This window comes from Flavobacterium sp. KMS (genome assembly GCF_000813005.1).
Lineage (GTDB): Bacteria > Bacteroidota > Bacteroidia > Flavobacteriales > Flavobacteriaceae > Flavobacterium.
Genome location: NZ_JSYP01000005.1, coordinates 1 through 17,115 on the forward strand (window position 1 = coordinate 1; position 17,115 = coordinate 17,115).

Consider the following 17,115-nt stretch of genomic DNA (forward strand, 5'->3'; position numbering starts at 1 on the left):
ATAAAGGTGTAGTACTTCTTCTGTGTTAGTACTAGAAACTATTTCAAAGTGTTCTACTAAAAAATCAGGCAGCATAAATTTTAAAAGGTCTATAGGAGTCATCTCAAATTCTTAGATTACAAAGTTCTTATTTTATTTTGACATTCCTCCCCAGGTTTTGTTCTTGATCCGCTATATCGGGAGAACAAAGACATAAAGTCAATTTTTTCTTTGTTGTATTTCCTTTTATTATTTTACAGTTTTATCTTTAAGTCTTGCCTTCCATATTTCGTCCCATTCGTTTCTCAAAATACTCAAAATTATTGCATCAATTCTGTTTCCCTTTTGATCAAAACTACGGCTTCTTAATATTCCCTCTTCTGTACAACCAACCCCTTTCATCGCATTTATACTTCGCATGTTTTTACTGTTTGCTCCAAGCCCAATCCTTACAATTCCTAATTTATCAAATGCAAAGTCGAACATTAAGTATTTGCAATTTTTGTTTATTCCTGTTCCTTGATATTTTTTTCCATACCAAGTATAACCAATTTCAATCGTGTTCATCTCCAAGACAATATTGTAAAATCTCGTACTCCCAACATATTCATTGGTTCTTTTATCAAAAATAATGAATGGATATTCTTTTTCCTTTTCTCTTTGACTGATAGCATTATCGATATATTTCAATAAATTTCCTTCTCCGTTTGCACCACCCATGTTAAACTCCCAAATTTCGGGTTCGTTAATTGAAAAGTCTAAAAGATATTTAAAATCGTCTGCTTTCAAAGGTCTTAAAAGTACCGTTTCATCTTCTAAAATATAATCCGTTTTGTAGTCAAATTTTATTTCGCTCATTTAAATTTTATGTTTTTTTTGGTTGTCTTTACGTTGTTTTTTAGCATTACCACCAACTCATTTATATCAGCCATAAAATAATTTGGCTTTTCCTGATGTAAATGATTAAGAATATTTTGAAAAACCACGAAGTTAACCATCTTAATAATTATAATTGTAATCCAGTTTAGCTATTATTAAGTAGACCAGAATAGTACAGTTCCAAGTTAAACTATCAGCGTTTTGTTTAATAATACATTATTTAATTACTATAAGTTTTTCAAATTAAAAAGAATAGATTTCTTGGAGCTGCATCCTTCACAGATTCTTCAAACCCTACAAGAAATGGTTCAGAACTAGGTTCAGAACAACCACCAAGATGCTCCAATAGAAATAATGGAGTTTTTTTTATATCTTATTTTTTTTTACTAGTAATTTACTGCGTGGACACCGATTGTAAATCCGCTCTATCAGGATTGTAAAAGCGTGCAATCGGATTTTGAATCAAAATAACTTTAAACCAAAAAAGTAGCATCACAGCGATGCTACTTTTTTATAGGTGTTGAATTAAAAATAGTTACTTCTGTAAATAAATAAAAATTATTCATTAATTACAAAAGATGTTTTATTCTGTTACATAAACAGGTCCTACTTGGATACATTCTTCTTTTTTATTTTTTTTGTTTACTAGGATTACTGTGTAACTATCAAACAAATTCATAACTTTAAGTTCGCTCAGTCTTTTTTTATCATACTCATTATACAATTTTGAAGATTGAGCAAATTCTTTAAAGCAAACAATTTTCTTAGGTTTAATATTATTTATAATTTTAAATTCTTTAAAATAAATTGCACCATACTTTATATCATTATTATCCTTAATAATGTATTGCTTTAAATCATATTTGGACTCATAAATATACTTACCATCTAATTTAAAAAAAAGAGTATCTTTTGTTTGTTCTTGAGCCTTTAAAATTACAGAAGAAAATAAAGCTATTAAAATAAAGACAACTATTTTCATTTTTTTAAAATTTTATGTATCACAAAATGCATTGACACTCCTATATATTTTATCATAATTAGCAATTATTCAATAGCATACATTGGTTCTACTTCAACATATTTCTTTCCCCCAAAAGCTTCCTCAACCAGAACTAAAACATAATTATTAAAATATCCATAAAGTTCATAATCATTTAATTTTACTTTTTTGTTATCATCATAAAACTTTGACGAACGTACAAATTTTTCGAGACTAAATATTTCTTTGGGTTTTAAACCATTTAATATTCTAATTGTTTCAAAATAAATTCCCCCATTAGTAGTATCATGTCCATCTTTAAGTAAAAAGGTTTTTGATTCATCTTTTGGTCGATACACGTAACTATTATCTAATTTAAAATAAAGAGTATCCTTTATTTTATTGTTAACAGCATTTTCTCCTTTACCAATTGGATAATAAGAATAATATTCTAAATATCTAGGTTGGATAAATTCATTCCCATTTACAAAGTATATTATGTACTTCTCAGTCAACGAATCTTTCAGCTTCCATTTGTCTACCATTTCGTTATGTTTTCCATCAAAATAGAACTTCCGATTTTCAATATACTTCTTTATTGATAGGATTTTTTTCGGCTTTAAATCTTTTGTTAAGAAACCATCCCCAACAAAAAAAATATAACCATTTGTTTTAGTATGCTTCATCTGTTCCTTTTCAAATTCTATCCTTTCAGCGTAAATTTGCTTTGAAAGATTTGGAGTTATTGTGGGTGATATGGTATAATATTTATCTATATTAAAAAAAAGAGTGTCTTTTTTTCTTTCCTGTGCTTTTAGACCAGAAATAGAAAAAAGTATTAATATAAAAAGTGAAATATATTTTTTCATAGTTGAGTAATTTTATAAGGCAATAACTTAAATTATATGGAGATTCCAATACATTTTCCTAAATTCACAACCTTCTTTAATTGTTTTGTTATGGACAAGGAACTAATTTACTTAAAAGCGGAACTCTACTGGCAAGCTTCTCTATTGCTGCTTTCTTATCAGCTGATAAATCTGTCCAAGCTTTTACGTTGTTATCTCTTAAACCTCCCCAAGCCAACGCCTCATAAAAAGCATCACTTGGTACCTCTCCATAATAATTAATGTATTTATTATAGTCATCAGTAAGCACATTTTTATGAAATTCTTTTAAAGCATCTCTCATGCTATTTAGATACATTGAAGCAATAGTATTGTGTTGATTTCCATAAGCTTCGTATGTTGTTTTAAAATCCAACTTTTCTTGATTAGTCCCTGTTGTAGTGTTTAATTTTCTAAAAATATCTGCATGTATATATTCGTGCAAAATAGTTCTAGCAGCATCAAGTGCAGAATTTTCGTTTGTCTTAGCTATACTTATTTCTATAATTATTGTTTTATTAATTGGAGGAAGTGTTCTACCATTAAGTTCTTTAGTTTTTGTTTCATCTGAAAACACTTTATCTTTAGAAACAATTTTAATATCAAATTCAGATTTACCAACAAAATTAGATAATAATTTTTGCACAAAAGAATTTCCGTTTTTATTTAATAAAGCATTCAGACACTTAGCTTTTTCTGTAAGTTCATCAATAATTTGCACTGGTGTTGGAGCTGTAATACCACCGCTACCACCTCCTCCGCCAGGTGAGGTAAAACCGCCTGGACTTGTTCCGCCAGTCACTGGAGTACGGGGTCCAAAATATGAACCAGGAGTTCCCACAGGAGGAGTCGAAGTGTTTTTGGGAGGGATATTTACATTTCTTAATTGCACTGGGTCACCTAAACCTCCGGGACCTTGTTGACAACCTTCATCAGTACATGGAAGAATAGCTGGAGCTTTACCTGTTGTGTTTTTATCAACCGAAATTACTGCTACAATTCCATTTTCAACAACTTGATTATTTTTAAATCTAGATGCTCTTACAAAGCCCATTTTTAGATCCCATGCAGCCATGTAACCATTGAAATTTCCTTCTTCAATTGTTTGACTACCTGACGGAACATTTTTATCGGGATATATCTCGAACAATAATGCCTTGAAATTACCTGCACCCAATTTATAAAGATATAATTTCTGTGACCAAATTTCTTCTTTATCTTCTTTTAATTTAATAACAGGCACAATAATAGTCTCTGTTCCATCTTCTGATTTCGTAATCTTTGCTTCGGTCCAGTTGTATTCTAAATTCTGAAATAATTCATAATTTATACCATTAGATTCGTATTGATCAAACCATGTTTTCACCACTAGAATACTTTTACCCTGAGGTGTTTGTTCATCAATTACCAACTTTTCGGTTTCACAACCGAGTACGATAAGAACAAAGCAGCACAGTAATGCTTGTGTAATTCTTTGCAATTTATTTTTCATAACATTTAAAATTACCTTTTTCACTTTGCATAATGCAAGCAGAAAAGGATTTATTAGTCCTTATACTTTTAAGGTGATTAATATTTTGTTAAAACAACGTTTTGATTGCTAATATATAGTTTTTTTATTACAAAACAAATCAACTATTTTTTAAATTTCATAATATTGTAAGTTTTCATCATCAAACTTGCAATATAATTAGGTCAAAGCTTTAAGACGCACTGTGTTTACAAACTAATCTTTTATATTTTTAGTCCTACTGTGTAATCACAGATTCCAAATCCGCTGAATCAGGATTCGTAACAACCATTTTATTAATTTCATCCAGAAATTCTATTTCATCCATAGGAAGCAATTGCGTAACTACTTTTAATATTAATGCAACATCTATAGAAGAATCTTTGGCTGTCTTTGAAATTCCAATCGCTTCATGATCTAATGCCAGAATGCATAATTTTAGCATATTAGAAATAGCGTATGAAAGCTCACAGTAATTCGACACGCTGATTTCTGCGGTATAACTATCCTTTTTATTATTTATGGGCTTTATTGTCGTGAAATATCTAGCGATTAATCGCTTAAAGTCGTCAGAGTTTTTAATTTCTTGTGCTCCCATAATTTTGTTTTTTACACGTTAAACAATTACTTATATTCTCTATTTTTGTTTATTACACGCAAGGAAAGACGACTTAGTACTGTATCGAACCATTATGAATTGTATCTTACCAAGTGGCACTTGTTTTTTACCAAAATCAGTTTTTTAAAAGAATTTTAAATATCTTTGAACTATGAGCACAGCAACAAAACCAAAACATATAGGCCGAAATATTAGCCGAATTAGAGAGCTACGTGGTATGAAACAAGAGGCTTTGGCTACTGCAATTGGAGTAAGCCAACAATCTATATCTAATATTGAAGGAAGTGAAACAATAGAAGATGTTATTTTAGAAAAAATTTCTAATGCCTTAAATGTATCTTCTGAAGGCATAAAAGAATTTAGCGAAGAAACAGTTTTTAATATTATCAACAATACATTTACTGACAGCAGCTCAAACAATAATAATTATTTATGTTCAATTAATCCATTAGAAAAAATTCTAGAATTATACGAACGTTTACTCCAATCTGAAAAAGAAAAGATTGAATATTTAGAGAAATTATTAAAAGGAAAATAAACCTTTTAAAACCACAAAAACTCCATTATTACTAATGGAGTTTTTTTATGTCATTGTTCTATATCTATTGCGAGTGCAGATTGCAAATTCTCACAATCCAGATCAATTACTACTTTCCTTTATAAATCTTTTCGACCTTAGTATTCATATTACCTCTTATTAAAGTTACAGAACTAAGCTTTCCGTCACTGAAATCTAATTTTAACAAGTTAGGATAATCTATAATTTTAAATAGTCCATTTTTAAGATATACCAACTCATTATCATTTTTTCCTTTAAAATGATCCAATAACATAGATTCAACATAAAGGCGATTATTCTTTTCTACAATTTTAGTTTCCACTCCCTGCGCGTAAAGAAAATCATCATAAGTTCCGATTAGTTTTTCTTTTAGACTTGAAGGCATTTCCTGAATTTCCTCATTAGATGTTTTTCCATTCCAGTTCATCAAAGTCAGAAGCTTTCTTTGAGTTTGCCCCATCACAGGAAAACGATTCTTTTTTTCACCATTGGTTAAAAACACAAAGCCGTTTCCATCTGTCATCGTAGCAAAAACACTACCTCCTACTCCTGTATTAGAACCATTACATATAAACCAATCATAGTTATTATAACCAAAAGACTTTTGCCATCCATAACTCCAGCCGCCAACAGCATCTTTTAAAGCAGTCACTTCTGTTACTTTTTTTGCAACATTATGAGAAATCACTTTATTGTTTTTATTTCGCAACGCATTTTGCATCTCGATAGCAAGTTTAGCCAAATCTGTTGGCGTAGACCACATTCCTGATGCTCCAACCTGTGGAGTGATTGGCAAACCTGTTCTAATAACCTTTTCATTTTCATCATGAACGAGTGCTACATTTGTAGGGAATCCTTTTTCATCAGGTTGTATCATTGTAGTATTTTTTAATCCAAGAGGAGAGAATATATATGTTGCAGCAAGTTCTGCAATAGGCTTATTAAAAGTATCTTCTAATGCCATCTGAACAATTACATAACCACCACCACTATATGACCAACCTGTCCCTGGCGTAAACAAGAAATCAATTTCTTTATCATATCGTGGAATCTTTCCTAAAAGACTTTGTTTTATTGTTGGGATTGTATCACCTTCATAGTAATCTGCAAATCCACTTTGGGTAGTACCAGCTGTATGATTAAGAAATTGTCTCCAGGTTGGACTGTTATTCTCAGTAAACTTACTTTTTGGCAAATGCCAGCGTTTTAAATAACCATCTATTGGATCATCTAGCTTAATCAATCCTTTTTCTTCAAGTATAAAACAAAGAAGCGCTGTAATTGGTTTTGAAATTGAAGCGTTAGAAAAAGCAGTGTTTTTATCTATTTTCTCCTGAGAGTTTATTGATTTAACACCAAATTCATTTGTATATACAATCTCGTAGTTCTCAAAAACAACAAGACTAAATCCCGCAAGTTTATATTTTTCCAGTTGCGGATTAATATTCAAACTATCTGTCAGAAAACTATAATCTTTTTGTTTTGATAATACTTTCTTGTTTGTTTGACAGTTACTTATTTGACAATTTAAAATTGTTACTATAAGAATTAGGAAGTAAATAGTAGTTTTCATTGTATCGTGATTTTTGGTTAAAAATTTATTTCGATACAAAGATGTGGTGGAAATTAACGCTATGCGACCGAATAAAAATAGTCGGACACATTTGTTTCTAAAAATAAGTACGAATAATTAAAACTACGCGTACGAATAATTACAAACAACTAAATTACAATGCTTTGCGATAATCTGTAGGCGTAAAACCTGTATGTTTTTTAAAAGCTGTATTAAAAGAAGATTTAGAATTAAAACCTACATCATACAAAATTTCTAGAACGGTCACCTTACTTTTTGTAACATCTTTTAAAATGTCCATAGCACTTTCTATACGATAGGTATTAATGAAATCGTAAAAATGCTGTTCTAATTTATGATTAATTAAAAGTGAGAGATCCCTAACAGGAATTGCAATACCCTTAGAAACATCCTGAATTGTTAAGGAGGGATTTAGAAACGGCTTTTCTTCGGCCATATATTGCTGCAATTTTAATAAATCTTCATTGTATTCTTTTTCACTTACAGCTAATTGTGCATTATTTTTTTCTTCTAAAACAATATCCGAAACCAGTTTTAATCTTGAATCAATACTCCTGAATAAACCAGGATTATTCAATGCTTTAAATAAGTACCAACAAACAACAAATAAGTGAAGTACGAGAAGACCACTTTTTATCCAGTCAGAGATATAGAAATAATCAGAGAACTTGAAGATATTTTTTAAAAGAGCAACCGAATACAAAATAGTCAGTACAACTGTAAACTGAAATAGCCAATTATAGGAACTAATACTTGTACCTGCACAATTTTCGAGATATAGTTTTTTTGCTTTTCTTAAAACCATAAAAACAGCAATAATATATACAATTAACTGAACATGAATAAGAACATGATTGAACTGTATTTCAACCATACTTCTATAGTTTTGAATAAAATTAATTTTAGAAGCAACATCTACTGTATAAAAGCGAGGTATCAAAATTGCATTTGCAATTACAAATGGAAGCGTATGCAATAAGTGTTTAGGTTTTAGCCTAAAATCTGAATAACAAACAGATAACACATATAGATAAAAAACAGGAATTTGCAAGAAAACAAATAAACTTCTTAACATTCCAAAATTTGAAGGTCTATCAATTATTAAGTTAAATAAAGTTTGACTGGTATCTATCGCTGATAATATTAAAAAAGTAGCAAAAAGATAATTACTTATCTTATGATTTGTCTTAACTGCAAACAAAAAAAATGCAAGAAATAATGAAATAAACAAGGAAACTATCGTTACAATAATTAATAAATCAATCTTACCCATTTATATTATTAAGGTTTAAATATATATTCTTATAATTAACACACAAAACAGCCAAACTATCTCGATCTAAATATGCCTTTACGCAATAATTTAACTTTTTTTGAGCGAATATAAGAAATATTATCACTCCAATTCATCCCTTTTTTCTAAATAGAAATAGAAATATTTTCTCCGTATTATTTCATTATTTTATTCTCTAAACCTCTAAAAAAGTGGTTCACAAACAATCACTTAAAAAATTAATAACGTTTTACGATCTTAATTTTTTATTTTAATACCCACATTTCACTCCCTCCAGTCGGAAAATAAATCTTATTATCTTCTACAATTGGTGTTGAAATTCCGTAATAAAATTGTTGAACAAAATTTATTTTCCCTGCTTTAATATTTAAAGAATATAAATTCCGATTCATAGTTCCAAAATAAATATTCCCTTTAAAGCTTATAATCTTACTTTCAACTTGATCATTTTTTAAATCTAATACCCAATTTGTTTTTCCGTTTTCAATATTCACAGAAACAACTTTACTATCATACGTACTTAAAATTATACTTTTGCTTGCAACGCAAGGTTCATAAAACACATCGCAGTTAAAAGATTCTGACCAAATTTCGTTTCCAGTCTCATAATCCAACATCAAAATTTCCCCTTGTTTGAAATCTTTATTAAGACAAACTAAAAGTCCTTTTTCTGTTTTAATCTGGTTTAAGTTTGAATATTTTTTATATTTGTTTTCCCAAATATTTTTTCCGCTTTTGTTATCGATTGCTAAAAGTTTAGCGTCATGTTCTGACAAACCTAAATATACCCTATTTTCAAAAAATTCAGGTTCGTTTGTTTCGGTAATATTTGAATCTTTAGGCAAATACCAAACCACTTTACCATCTTTTTTATTTAGTTTACTAAATCCGTTTCCTTGAACTGAGCCATAAATATAGTTGCCATTCTCAGCCAAATCCTTTCTTAAATTCATCTCGCCATTAACTTGCCATTTTAACTTTCCTAAAGAATCAAAACAACTTAATTCAGCGTTATAATCCGCTAAAAACAAATCTTGACCATCTATTAATGGTTTATAAAACGGATTATAGTCCGATTTAAATTTCAATTTTACTTTAGCATTTTCTAAATTTACAGCATAGAAATTCCTATGTAAATCTCCGAAATACAACATTTTATTTTTTACTACTAATGTTGTCGGAGTCCAATCAAACGGCTTGTTTCGCCATAACAATTTTACATATTTCTTATTATCATCAACTACAGTCTCCCTATCTTTTTTACAAGCAAAAAGACAAATTAAAAAAACAAATATTACAACATTTCTTATTTTCATTCTTATTGTGTTTTTTAACAAAAACCTCATTAACTTATACATCAACAACATTAAAAAAGAATTTTATCATTTCGGCTTTTAGACCACTAAAAACCATAAACAAAACTCTACTATCAGCGAATATATGAAATATCTTTATCACAAGTATTTCAAATTAACACATACAACCTAGAAGAACTTTTACAACAATCAAATCAATTAAAATGAATAAATCAATCCATTTATTTGCCATTACTGGAGGTCCCGGATGCGGCAAAACAACTATTATCGAAGAATTAAAAAAAAGAGGTTATAATTGTGTAGACGAAGTGGCTCGTGAAATAATTAAGGAACAAGTACAATCAAATGGAAATGCTTTGCCTTGGGCAGACAAAGAAAAATTTACATTATTAATGCTGGAACACTCGATTGAAACCTATATAAAAAACAAAGACAATGCTTTAATCACTTTTTTTGATCGAGGAATTCCAGACACTTTAGCGTACGCAAATTTAATTGGTTTAAAACCTCCTCCAGAACTTACAGAGGCTGTTAAAAAATACCAGTATAATCCGATTGTATTTATCCTGCCTCCTTGGGAAGAAATTTACCTAACAGATACCGAACGTAAACAATTTTTTCAAGAAGCAATAGACACCTATAAAGCAATAAAAAACACCTATAATGGTTGTGGTTACCAATTAATAGAAGTCCCAAAATTAGGAACAAAGGAAAGAGTCAATTTTATCTTATCGACTATAGAAAATAAATAGTCTACTTTCAACCAATATCTATTTTACCAATAAAAGAACTTTATCATCATAATTAGAATTACACCAAGTATGTTTTTCTATAACTGCTTTAGGAACTTCTATATTTTTTATGTTATTATCTTCAAATCCGAATTTATTATAGAAATTGCTTAGCTTTTCAAATGGCAAACACCAAATATTTTTATCTTTCTTTTGATTCTTATCAATAAGAAATTCAATTATTTTTTCTGCGATTTTAAGTCCTCTAAACTCTTCAAAAACAAACATTCCTCCAAGTTCACAATTAGCATCATCAATATTTACAATTCTTCCCAGGCCACATTTTGCATCACCCATTTCTGCTATAGCAATGATTTCATTTTCAAAATTTGAATGCACAAAATCAATTTCTGAATATTTAGAATTTATCCAATCTATTTCATCTTTGTTTGCTAATCTAATCACAATCTTATCCATCACTTAAATTATATTATTTTTAATTTATAACATCTCAAAATCAAAGCTGTATTTTATCTAGTCAAAAATTCTTCGACCTGTCCAAAATTATGCATACAAGACTTTCGAAACATACAAAATCCCCTTAGCTAGCAACCACAATAAAGCTGCCATCCCGAGAAATCCCCATGCCCATGATCCGTTTCTTCTTTTCCAACTAAAGTAAAATGTTGGAATCTCCCAATATTTAATAACAATAAAAATGCATGTTCCGACTAATGACACCCAAATCATTTCACCCGATTTAATACTAAAACCATAAAACAAAACAGATAAAAAGAAAAGAACTGTGATAAATTGTAAGTAAAAATAATTTTTATAATTATGGCTGTAATTAACCTTTACAGATAAAATTAAAAACGACAGAACCAACAGCGAAGTCAATGCAGTTATAATATACGATAACGCAGCGTTTGATTGCCACAAAAACACGACATCTATAAACAAAGCCAAAACCGTACAAGTTACAAGAGAATAAATACTTCTTTCTATATAAACATCTTTATAAGGTATTAAAACAGGATACATATATTTTTCCAGCAATCGCCAAACAGGAAAAGCATAAATTGCAGCAAGACCAGACACAACAACTTCATAATTATAAAACACATCCTCGGGTACTTTATACAATACATACAAAATAGCAACCGTAACAATAATAGCAGGAAGGCAAATTGTTTTTACCACTTCCCACCTATCTTGTTCCCAAAAATTACTCTTTATTTTATAGATGTACCCACGAACAAGATACTTTTTAGTAAATAATGCCGTAGATTGACTCCACAATAAAAAGAACCCAACATGTATAACAACTGTACGCAGTACCATATCTTCTACACTACATCCCAGAACAACACAAACTGCACCAATCAACAACAATTCATACGTTAACAAAACTTCCGAAAACAACACTTTAAACAAAGGTTCAAATTGCTTTATAAGCATTCTGATAATAGCTCCCCAATAATTACGCAACAAACCTATTACTGCACACACCGCAATAAATGCCGCTAAGTACAACATCCAATTCGTAAATGATTGTGCTTGCATCCATAATTCGATAGCAGAGTTTTTTATTGGAGTATATAAAACATGAGAATTAACAAATATTTCATTAGCTAACTCATCTCTTATACTATCATTTATGGCAGGAAACTGACTTTTGTATTTTTCCCAATACACATTGGCATCAGAACCATTTTTCTGTAAAATAGCAAATTCATATAAAATTCTTTTTTGTGATTCATCAAGTGATACAATTTGATTTGCAATATGACCAGATACAGTTTTCGCATACACAGTAACACAAAAAAATAATAGAAGTAATAATATTCTTTTCAAAACTAAAATAGATTTATCTAATCAAAAGTAGTAATAATAAAACTATCCAGAACTAGGACAAAAAACTTTAAGAATGCAATTTCGTAGATTTTCGCATTAATTTAGTAAATCTTAAAACCTAAATTAAGGAGACACAAACCACAAATTGATTATAACCAACAGCCTAAAAACGAAAAACCCGTTTGCCTTGGCAAACGGGTTTTATAATAATATAGAATCTTAGTTATTATGCTTCGAATGGAAGTATAGAAACGTATGATTTATTATCTCTTTTCTTTTGGAACTTTACAACTCCATCTACTCTTGCGTGTAGAGTGTGATCTTTACTAATGTAAACGTTTTCACCTGGATTATGTTTTGAACCTCTTTGTCTAACGATGATGTTCCCAGCAATAGCAGCTTGACCTCCAAAAATCTTAACGCCTAAACGTTTTGATTCTGATTCTCTACCATTCTTCGAACTACCGACACCTTTCTTGTGAGCCATGACGTATGAGTTTAAATATTGTTATTATTCTTTAGTAGCTTCTTTTTTTGCTTTTGGAGCTGCTTTTTTCGCTTTAGGAGCTTCTACTTCTTCAGTAGCTACTTCTTCTGCTACAACCGCTTTTTTAGCCGCTGCTTTTTTAGTTCCTCCTGCTGCAGTAATACCTTCAATTACAATTTGAGTAAGATATTGTCTGTGACCATTTCTCTTTTTGTAACCTTTTCTTCTTTTCTTTTTGAAAACGATTACTTTGTCTCCTTTTAAGTGTTGTAACACTTTAGCTTCTACTGAAGCACCTTCTATAGCTGGGGCGCCTAAAGTTACATTCCCATTATCATCTAATAAAAGAACTTTGTCAAAAGAAACTTTTGAACCTTCTTCATTAGCTAATCTGTGAACGAAAACCTTTAAGTCTTTGCTTACTTTAAATTGTTGCCCTGCTATCTCTACGATTGCATACATACCAAATTGATTTATTGATTTTTAAGGTTGCAAATATACAATTAATAATTTACTGTGCAATTTCTTAAAGTAAAATTATTCTATGTTCTTTAATTCCTGTTTTTCAAGACTTTTCAAATAGTTAAAAATCACTATTGTAGTAAAATACTGTTAAACATTCATCAAAAGATAAGCCATTTTCTAAATCCTAATTAAAAAAAGTTATTTTTGGTGTAACTATTTTAATTAATCATTACTAATTAATTGTAATTGAAAAAATTATTAACCTCTATGAAAAAACCATTAATTATGCTAAGCGCAGCACTTATGTTAGGTGGAGTAGCTTCGGCTCAAAAAGTAGCTTTTGAAGAATACGATTTAGATAACGGCATGCACGTTATTCTACACAATGATCCTTCTGCACCAGTTGTCATAACCTCAGTAATGTATCATGTAGGATCAAAAGACGAAACTCCGGACAGAACAGGTTTTGCACACTTTTTTGAACACCTATTATTTGAAGGAACCGAAAATATAAAACGCGGTGAATGGATGAAAATTGTAACTGCCAATGGTGGAACCAATAATGCCAACACTTCAGACGACAGAACGTATTATTATGAAGTTTTCCCTTCTAACAATCTTGAATTAGCAATATGGATGGAATCTGAAAGATTAATGCATCCTGTAATAAACAAAATTGGGGTTGATACCCAAAATGAAGTTGTTAAAGAAGAGAAAAGAACCCGTTATGACAACCAACCTTACGGAAATATTCTTCCAGAGGTAAAGAAAAACATGTTCAAAAATCATCCTTATCGCTGGACAACAATTGGCTCCATGAAAGATTTAGATGCAGCAACTCTTGAAGAATTTAAAGCTTTCAACAAAAAATTCTATACTCCAAACAATGCCGTTTTAGTAATTGCTGGAGATTTTGATAAAGCCAAAACAAAAGAGTGGGTTCAGAAATATTTTGGACCAATCCCAAAAGGACAATCATTACAAAAACAAACTTACACAGAAGAGCCAATAACTCAACCTATCAAAGCAACTTACGAAGATCCTAACATCCAAATTCCGATGTTGATTGCGTCTTACAGAACTCCATCTATGAAAACCAGAGATGCAAGAGTTCTAGATTTAATATCTTCTTATTTAAGTGATGGAAAAAGTTCAAAACTATACAAGAAAATAGTTGACGACAAAAAAATGGCTTTACAAATTGGAGCAGTTGGTTTTAGCCAGGAAGATTATGGTATGTACATTTTATATGGATTACCTATGAATCCTTACACATCTGCTGATTTATTAAAAGAAATTGATGAAGAAATTATAAAACTTCAAACCAACTTAATTTCTGAGAAAGATTACGAAAAACTACAAAACAAGTTCGACAATAATTATGTTAACTCTAACTCAAGCGTAGAAGGAATTGCCGAAAATTTAGCTAGTTATTACCTACTTTATGGCGATGTAAATCTTATAAATACCGAAATCGACCTCTACCACTCTATCACTAGAGAAGAAATTAGAGATGTTGCAAAAAAATATCTGAATCCTAATCAACGTTTAATTTTAGACTACGTTCCTAGCACAAAGGCACAAAATTAAGACTCTTAGAATCATGAAAAAAAGACAAATTATTTTAATCCTTTTATTCGTAACAGGAATTATGCAAGCACAAGATCGCCCGCAACCAAAACCAGGAAACTCACCCGTAGTAAACATAAAAAAACCACAAACCTTTGTTTTAGCAAATGGTATGAAAGTTTTAGTTGTCGAAAATCACAAACTACCAAGAGTGAGTTTTAATTTAACACTAGACAACGCTCCTTTTGTAGAAGGAAACAAAAAAGGAGTAGACGAACTAACAAGTAGCTTAATTGGTAACGGAACCAAAAAAACAACCAAAGAAGCTTTTAACGAAGAAATAGATTTTTACGGAGCAAGCATCAACTTTAGTTCACAAGGTGCTTTTGCTAGTTCGCTTTCTAAATATTCAGGGAGAATCCTTGAGCTTTTAGCCGAAGGTGCATTACAACCTAATTTTACCCAAGCGGAATTTGATAAGGAAAAAGCAAAAATATTAGAAGGCCTTAAAGCCGATGAAAAAAGCGTTCCCGCAATCGAAGGCAGAGTTGTTGATGCATTAGCATTTGGAAAAAATCATCCTTCGGGAGAATTTATTACCGAGCAAACTATAAAAAATGTAACTCTTGCTGACGTTGAAACTAATTACAGAAATCACTTTGTTCCCGAAAACGCTTATTTGGTAGTTATTGGAGATATAAAATTCAAAGAAACTAAAGCCGCTGTAGAAAAGCTTTTTGGAAAATGGGAGAAAAGAACACAACCAAAAGAAACCTATCCTAATCCTGTAAACGTTTCTAATCTTCAAATTAATTTTGTTGATGTTCCAAATGCGGTACAATCAGAGATAGCATTAGTGAATACTGTAAATTTAAAAATGGGTGATCCTGACTTTTTCCCAGCAGTAATAGCAAATCAAATTTTAGGTGGTGATTTTAACAGCTACTTAAACATGAATTTACGTGAAGCTCACGGATGGACTTATGGTGCTAGCTCAGGCTTAGGCAGCGGAAAATACACAACTAAATTTAAAGCTGCTTCTGCAGTTAGAAACGCTGTAACTGATAGTGCCGTAACTGAATTTGTAAAAGAGATAAAAAGAATCCGAGCTGAAAAAGTTTCAGATGAAATCTTAAAAACTGTTAAAGCTGGATATATTGGTAGATTTGTAATGCAAGTCGAAAAACCACAAGCTGTTGCCAGATACGCATTGAATATCGAAACAGAAAATCTTCCTGCAGATTTTTATGAGAAATACATCCAAAACATCAATAATGTAACTGCCGATGAAGTACTTCGAGTAGCCAACAAATATTTCTTAATTGACAATATGAGAATTGTAATTACAGGAAAAGGCTCTGAGGTTATTCCTGGCTTAGAAAAACTAAATATTCCTATCAGCTATTTTGATAAATATGCTAATCCAGTAGAAAAACCAATATTAAAAAAAGAAGTTCCTGCCGGAGTAACTGCTAAAACTGTTTTTAGTGATTACATAAAAGCTATTGGTGGAGAAAAAGCCGTTGCCTCTGTAAAAACAATTGCAATGCTAGGATCAACTACAATTCCTCAGGCTCCTTCCCCATTAAGCTTCACTTCTAAGATGGATGCAAAAGGAAAAATGATGGTTTCGCTTGCTATGGGACCTATGAATTTAATGAAACAAGTTGTTAACGAAAAAGGAGCTTACATCGAGCAACAAGGACAACGAAAAAATCTTGAAGGAAAAGACCTTACAGACATGAAAGCTAGTGCGGTTCCGTTTGAAGAATTACAACTTTCTAAAAAAGAAGGACTAACTATAGATCATATCGAGCCTATTAATAACAGTGATGCTTATGCGATAAAAGACGGTAAAACAACTTATTTCTATGATACAAAATCTGGATTAAAAGTTGCTGAATCTAAAATAGCCGAACAAGCTGGGCAGACCGTTACACAAACCACCAATTTTGGCGATTATAAAGAAGTAAAAGGAGTTAAAGTTCCTTTTAATATCGTTCAAAATGTAGGTTTTGAACTAAACATCAAAATGTCTGAAGTAAAAATCAACGAAGGAGTTTCTGATGCTGATTTTCTTTAGAAGGTTCTAAGGCGCAGAGGCTCAAAGTGACAAAGGTTCTGATCCCGAAGCGTCGGGACTGAGATTCTGAGTTGCTAAGGCTCTAAGATTTTAAAGGCTTTGTCAAAGTTTACACTTTGACAAAGCTTTTTTTTATGCAGTTTTTTTGTGAGACTGAGCATAACTGAAGCCCGCAATCTTGTCATAGCCCCGATAGAAGTGGAAATCCTTTTGTGGCGGTCCCGAGGCTTCGGGAGCCATAAAAGATTGCAACGGATAGCGGGATTAGCTTCTAAAAATAACAGAAACCTAAATAACATTTCAC

General features: G+C 30.9%; 16 protein-coding genes. 4 read left to right on the forward strand and 12 right to left on the reverse strand.

Annotation, left to right across the window (positions count from 1 at the left end):
• Positions 1–228: 228 nt before the first annotated feature.
• From OA93_RS06865 to OA93_RS06885, 5 genes are all read right to left on the reverse strand, one after another.
• The gene (locus OA93_RS06865) at positions 229–837 is read right to left on the reverse strand and encodes a GNAT family protein (RefSeq protein WP_039112410.1); all 609 of its coding nucleotides are present in this window, start codon (positions 835–837) and stop codon (positions 229–231) included.
• A 604-nt stretch (positions 838–1,441) separates the two neighbouring features.
• The gene (locus tag OA93_RS06870) at positions 1,442–1,840 is read right to left on the reverse strand and encodes a hypothetical protein (RefSeq protein WP_039112411.1); all 399 of its coding nucleotides are present in this window, start codon (positions 1,838–1,840) and stop codon (positions 1,442–1,444) included.
• A gap of 65 nt (positions 1,841–1,905) precedes the next feature.
• Positions 1,906–2,709, reverse strand: a complete 804-nt coding sequence (locus tag OA93_RS06875; protein WP_039112412.1) for a hypothetical protein — start codon at positions 2,707–2,709, stop codon at positions 1,906–1,908.
• An 88-nt stretch (positions 2,710–2,797) separates the two neighbouring features.
• A complete protein-coding gene (locus OA93_RS06880; protein WP_039112413.1) occupies positions 2,798–4,219 on the reverse strand; it encodes a hypothetical protein in 1,422 nt (473 codons plus the stop codon).
• Between the two features lie 256 nt (positions 4,220–4,475).
• Positions 4,476–4,835 carry a hypothetical protein gene (locus tag OA93_RS06885; protein ID WP_039112414.1) on the reverse strand — a complete coding sequence of 120 codons (360 nt, stop codon included), beginning with the start codon at positions 4,833–4,835 and terminating at the stop codon, positions 4,476–4,478.
• A 172-nt stretch (positions 4,836–5,007) separates the two neighbouring features.
• Here OA93_RS06885 and OA93_RS06890 point away from each other — a divergent pair, with 172 nt between their 5' ends.
• Complete coding sequence (locus OA93_RS06890) at positions 5,008–5,394, forward strand: helix-turn-helix transcriptional regulator (protein WP_039112415.1); 387 nt, start codon at positions 5,008–5,010, stop codon at positions 5,392–5,394.
• Between the two features lie 109 nt (positions 5,395–5,503).
• Here the strand turns inward: OA93_RS06890 and OA93_RS06895 are convergent, their stop codons facing one another.
• The 3 genes from OA93_RS06895 to OA93_RS06905 all read right to left on the reverse strand — a co-directional run bounded on the left by OA93_RS06895 (position 5,504) and on the right by OA93_RS06905 (position 9,619).
• Positions 5,504–6,988, reverse strand: a complete 1,485-nt coding sequence (locus tag OA93_RS06895) for a serine hydrolase domain-containing protein (protein ID WP_052259401.1) — start codon at positions 6,986–6,988, stop codon at positions 5,504–5,506.
• A 154-nt stretch (positions 6,989–7,142) separates the two neighbouring features.
• Positions 7,143–8,282, reverse strand: a complete 1,140-nt coding sequence (locus OA93_RS06900) for an AraC family transcriptional regulator (protein WP_039112416.1) — start codon at positions 8,280–8,282, stop codon at positions 7,143–7,145.
• Between the two features lie 266 nt (positions 8,283–8,548).
• Positions 8,549–9,619: a PQQ-binding-like beta-propeller repeat protein gene (locus tag OA93_RS06905; protein ID WP_039112417.1), complete on the reverse strand. Its 1,071-nt coding sequence runs from the start codon at positions 9,617–9,619 to the stop codon at positions 8,549–8,551.
• Between the two features lie 203 nt (positions 9,620–9,822).
• Between OA93_RS06905 and OA93_RS06910 the strand changes: the two genes are divergently transcribed.
• Positions 9,823–10,371: an ATP-binding protein gene (locus OA93_RS06910; protein WP_039112418.1), complete on the forward strand. Its 549-nt coding sequence runs from the start codon at positions 9,823–9,825 to the stop codon at positions 10,369–10,371.
• A gap of 18 nt (positions 10,372–10,389) precedes the next feature.
• Here OA93_RS06910 and OA93_RS06915 read toward each other — a convergent pair whose 3' ends face one another.
• The 4 genes from OA93_RS06915 to rplU form a co-directional block, all read right to left on the reverse strand.
• A complete protein-coding gene (locus OA93_RS06915; RefSeq protein WP_039112419.1) occupies positions 10,390–10,827 on the reverse strand; it encodes a GNAT family N-acetyltransferase in 438 nt (145 codons plus the stop codon).
• An 87-nt stretch (positions 10,828–10,914) separates the two neighbouring features.
• Positions 10,915–12,207, reverse strand: coding sequence for a hypothetical protein (locus tag OA93_RS06920; RefSeq protein ID WP_240474694.1), 1,293 nt, complete (start codon positions 12,205–12,207; stop codon positions 10,915–10,917).
• Positions 12,208–12,433: 226 nt separating this feature from the next.
• A complete protein-coding gene (gene rpmA, locus OA93_RS06925) occupies positions 12,434–12,694 on the reverse strand; it encodes a 50S ribosomal protein L27 (RefSeq protein WP_007805051.1) in 261 nt (86 codons plus the stop codon).
• Positions 12,695–12,718: 24 nt separating this feature from the next.
• Entirely contained in the window at positions 12,719–13,156 is a 438-nt protein-coding gene (rplU, locus tag OA93_RS06930; RefSeq protein ID WP_035619759.1) for a 50S ribosomal protein L21, read from the reverse strand.
• Between the two features lie 270 nt (positions 13,157–13,426).
• Between rplU and OA93_RS06935 the strand changes: the two genes are divergently transcribed.
• Positions 13,427–14,749: a pitrilysin family protein gene (locus OA93_RS06935; RefSeq protein ID WP_039112421.1), complete on the forward strand. Its 1,323-nt coding sequence runs from the start codon at positions 13,427–13,429 to the stop codon at positions 14,747–14,749.
• A 61-nt stretch (positions 14,750–14,810) separates the two neighbouring features.
• Positions 14,811–16,811, forward strand: a complete 2,001-nt coding sequence (locus OA93_RS06940) for an insulinase family protein (protein WP_082001793.1) — start codon at positions 14,811–14,813, stop codon at positions 16,809–16,811.
• Positions 16,812–17,115 lie beyond the last annotated feature (304 nt).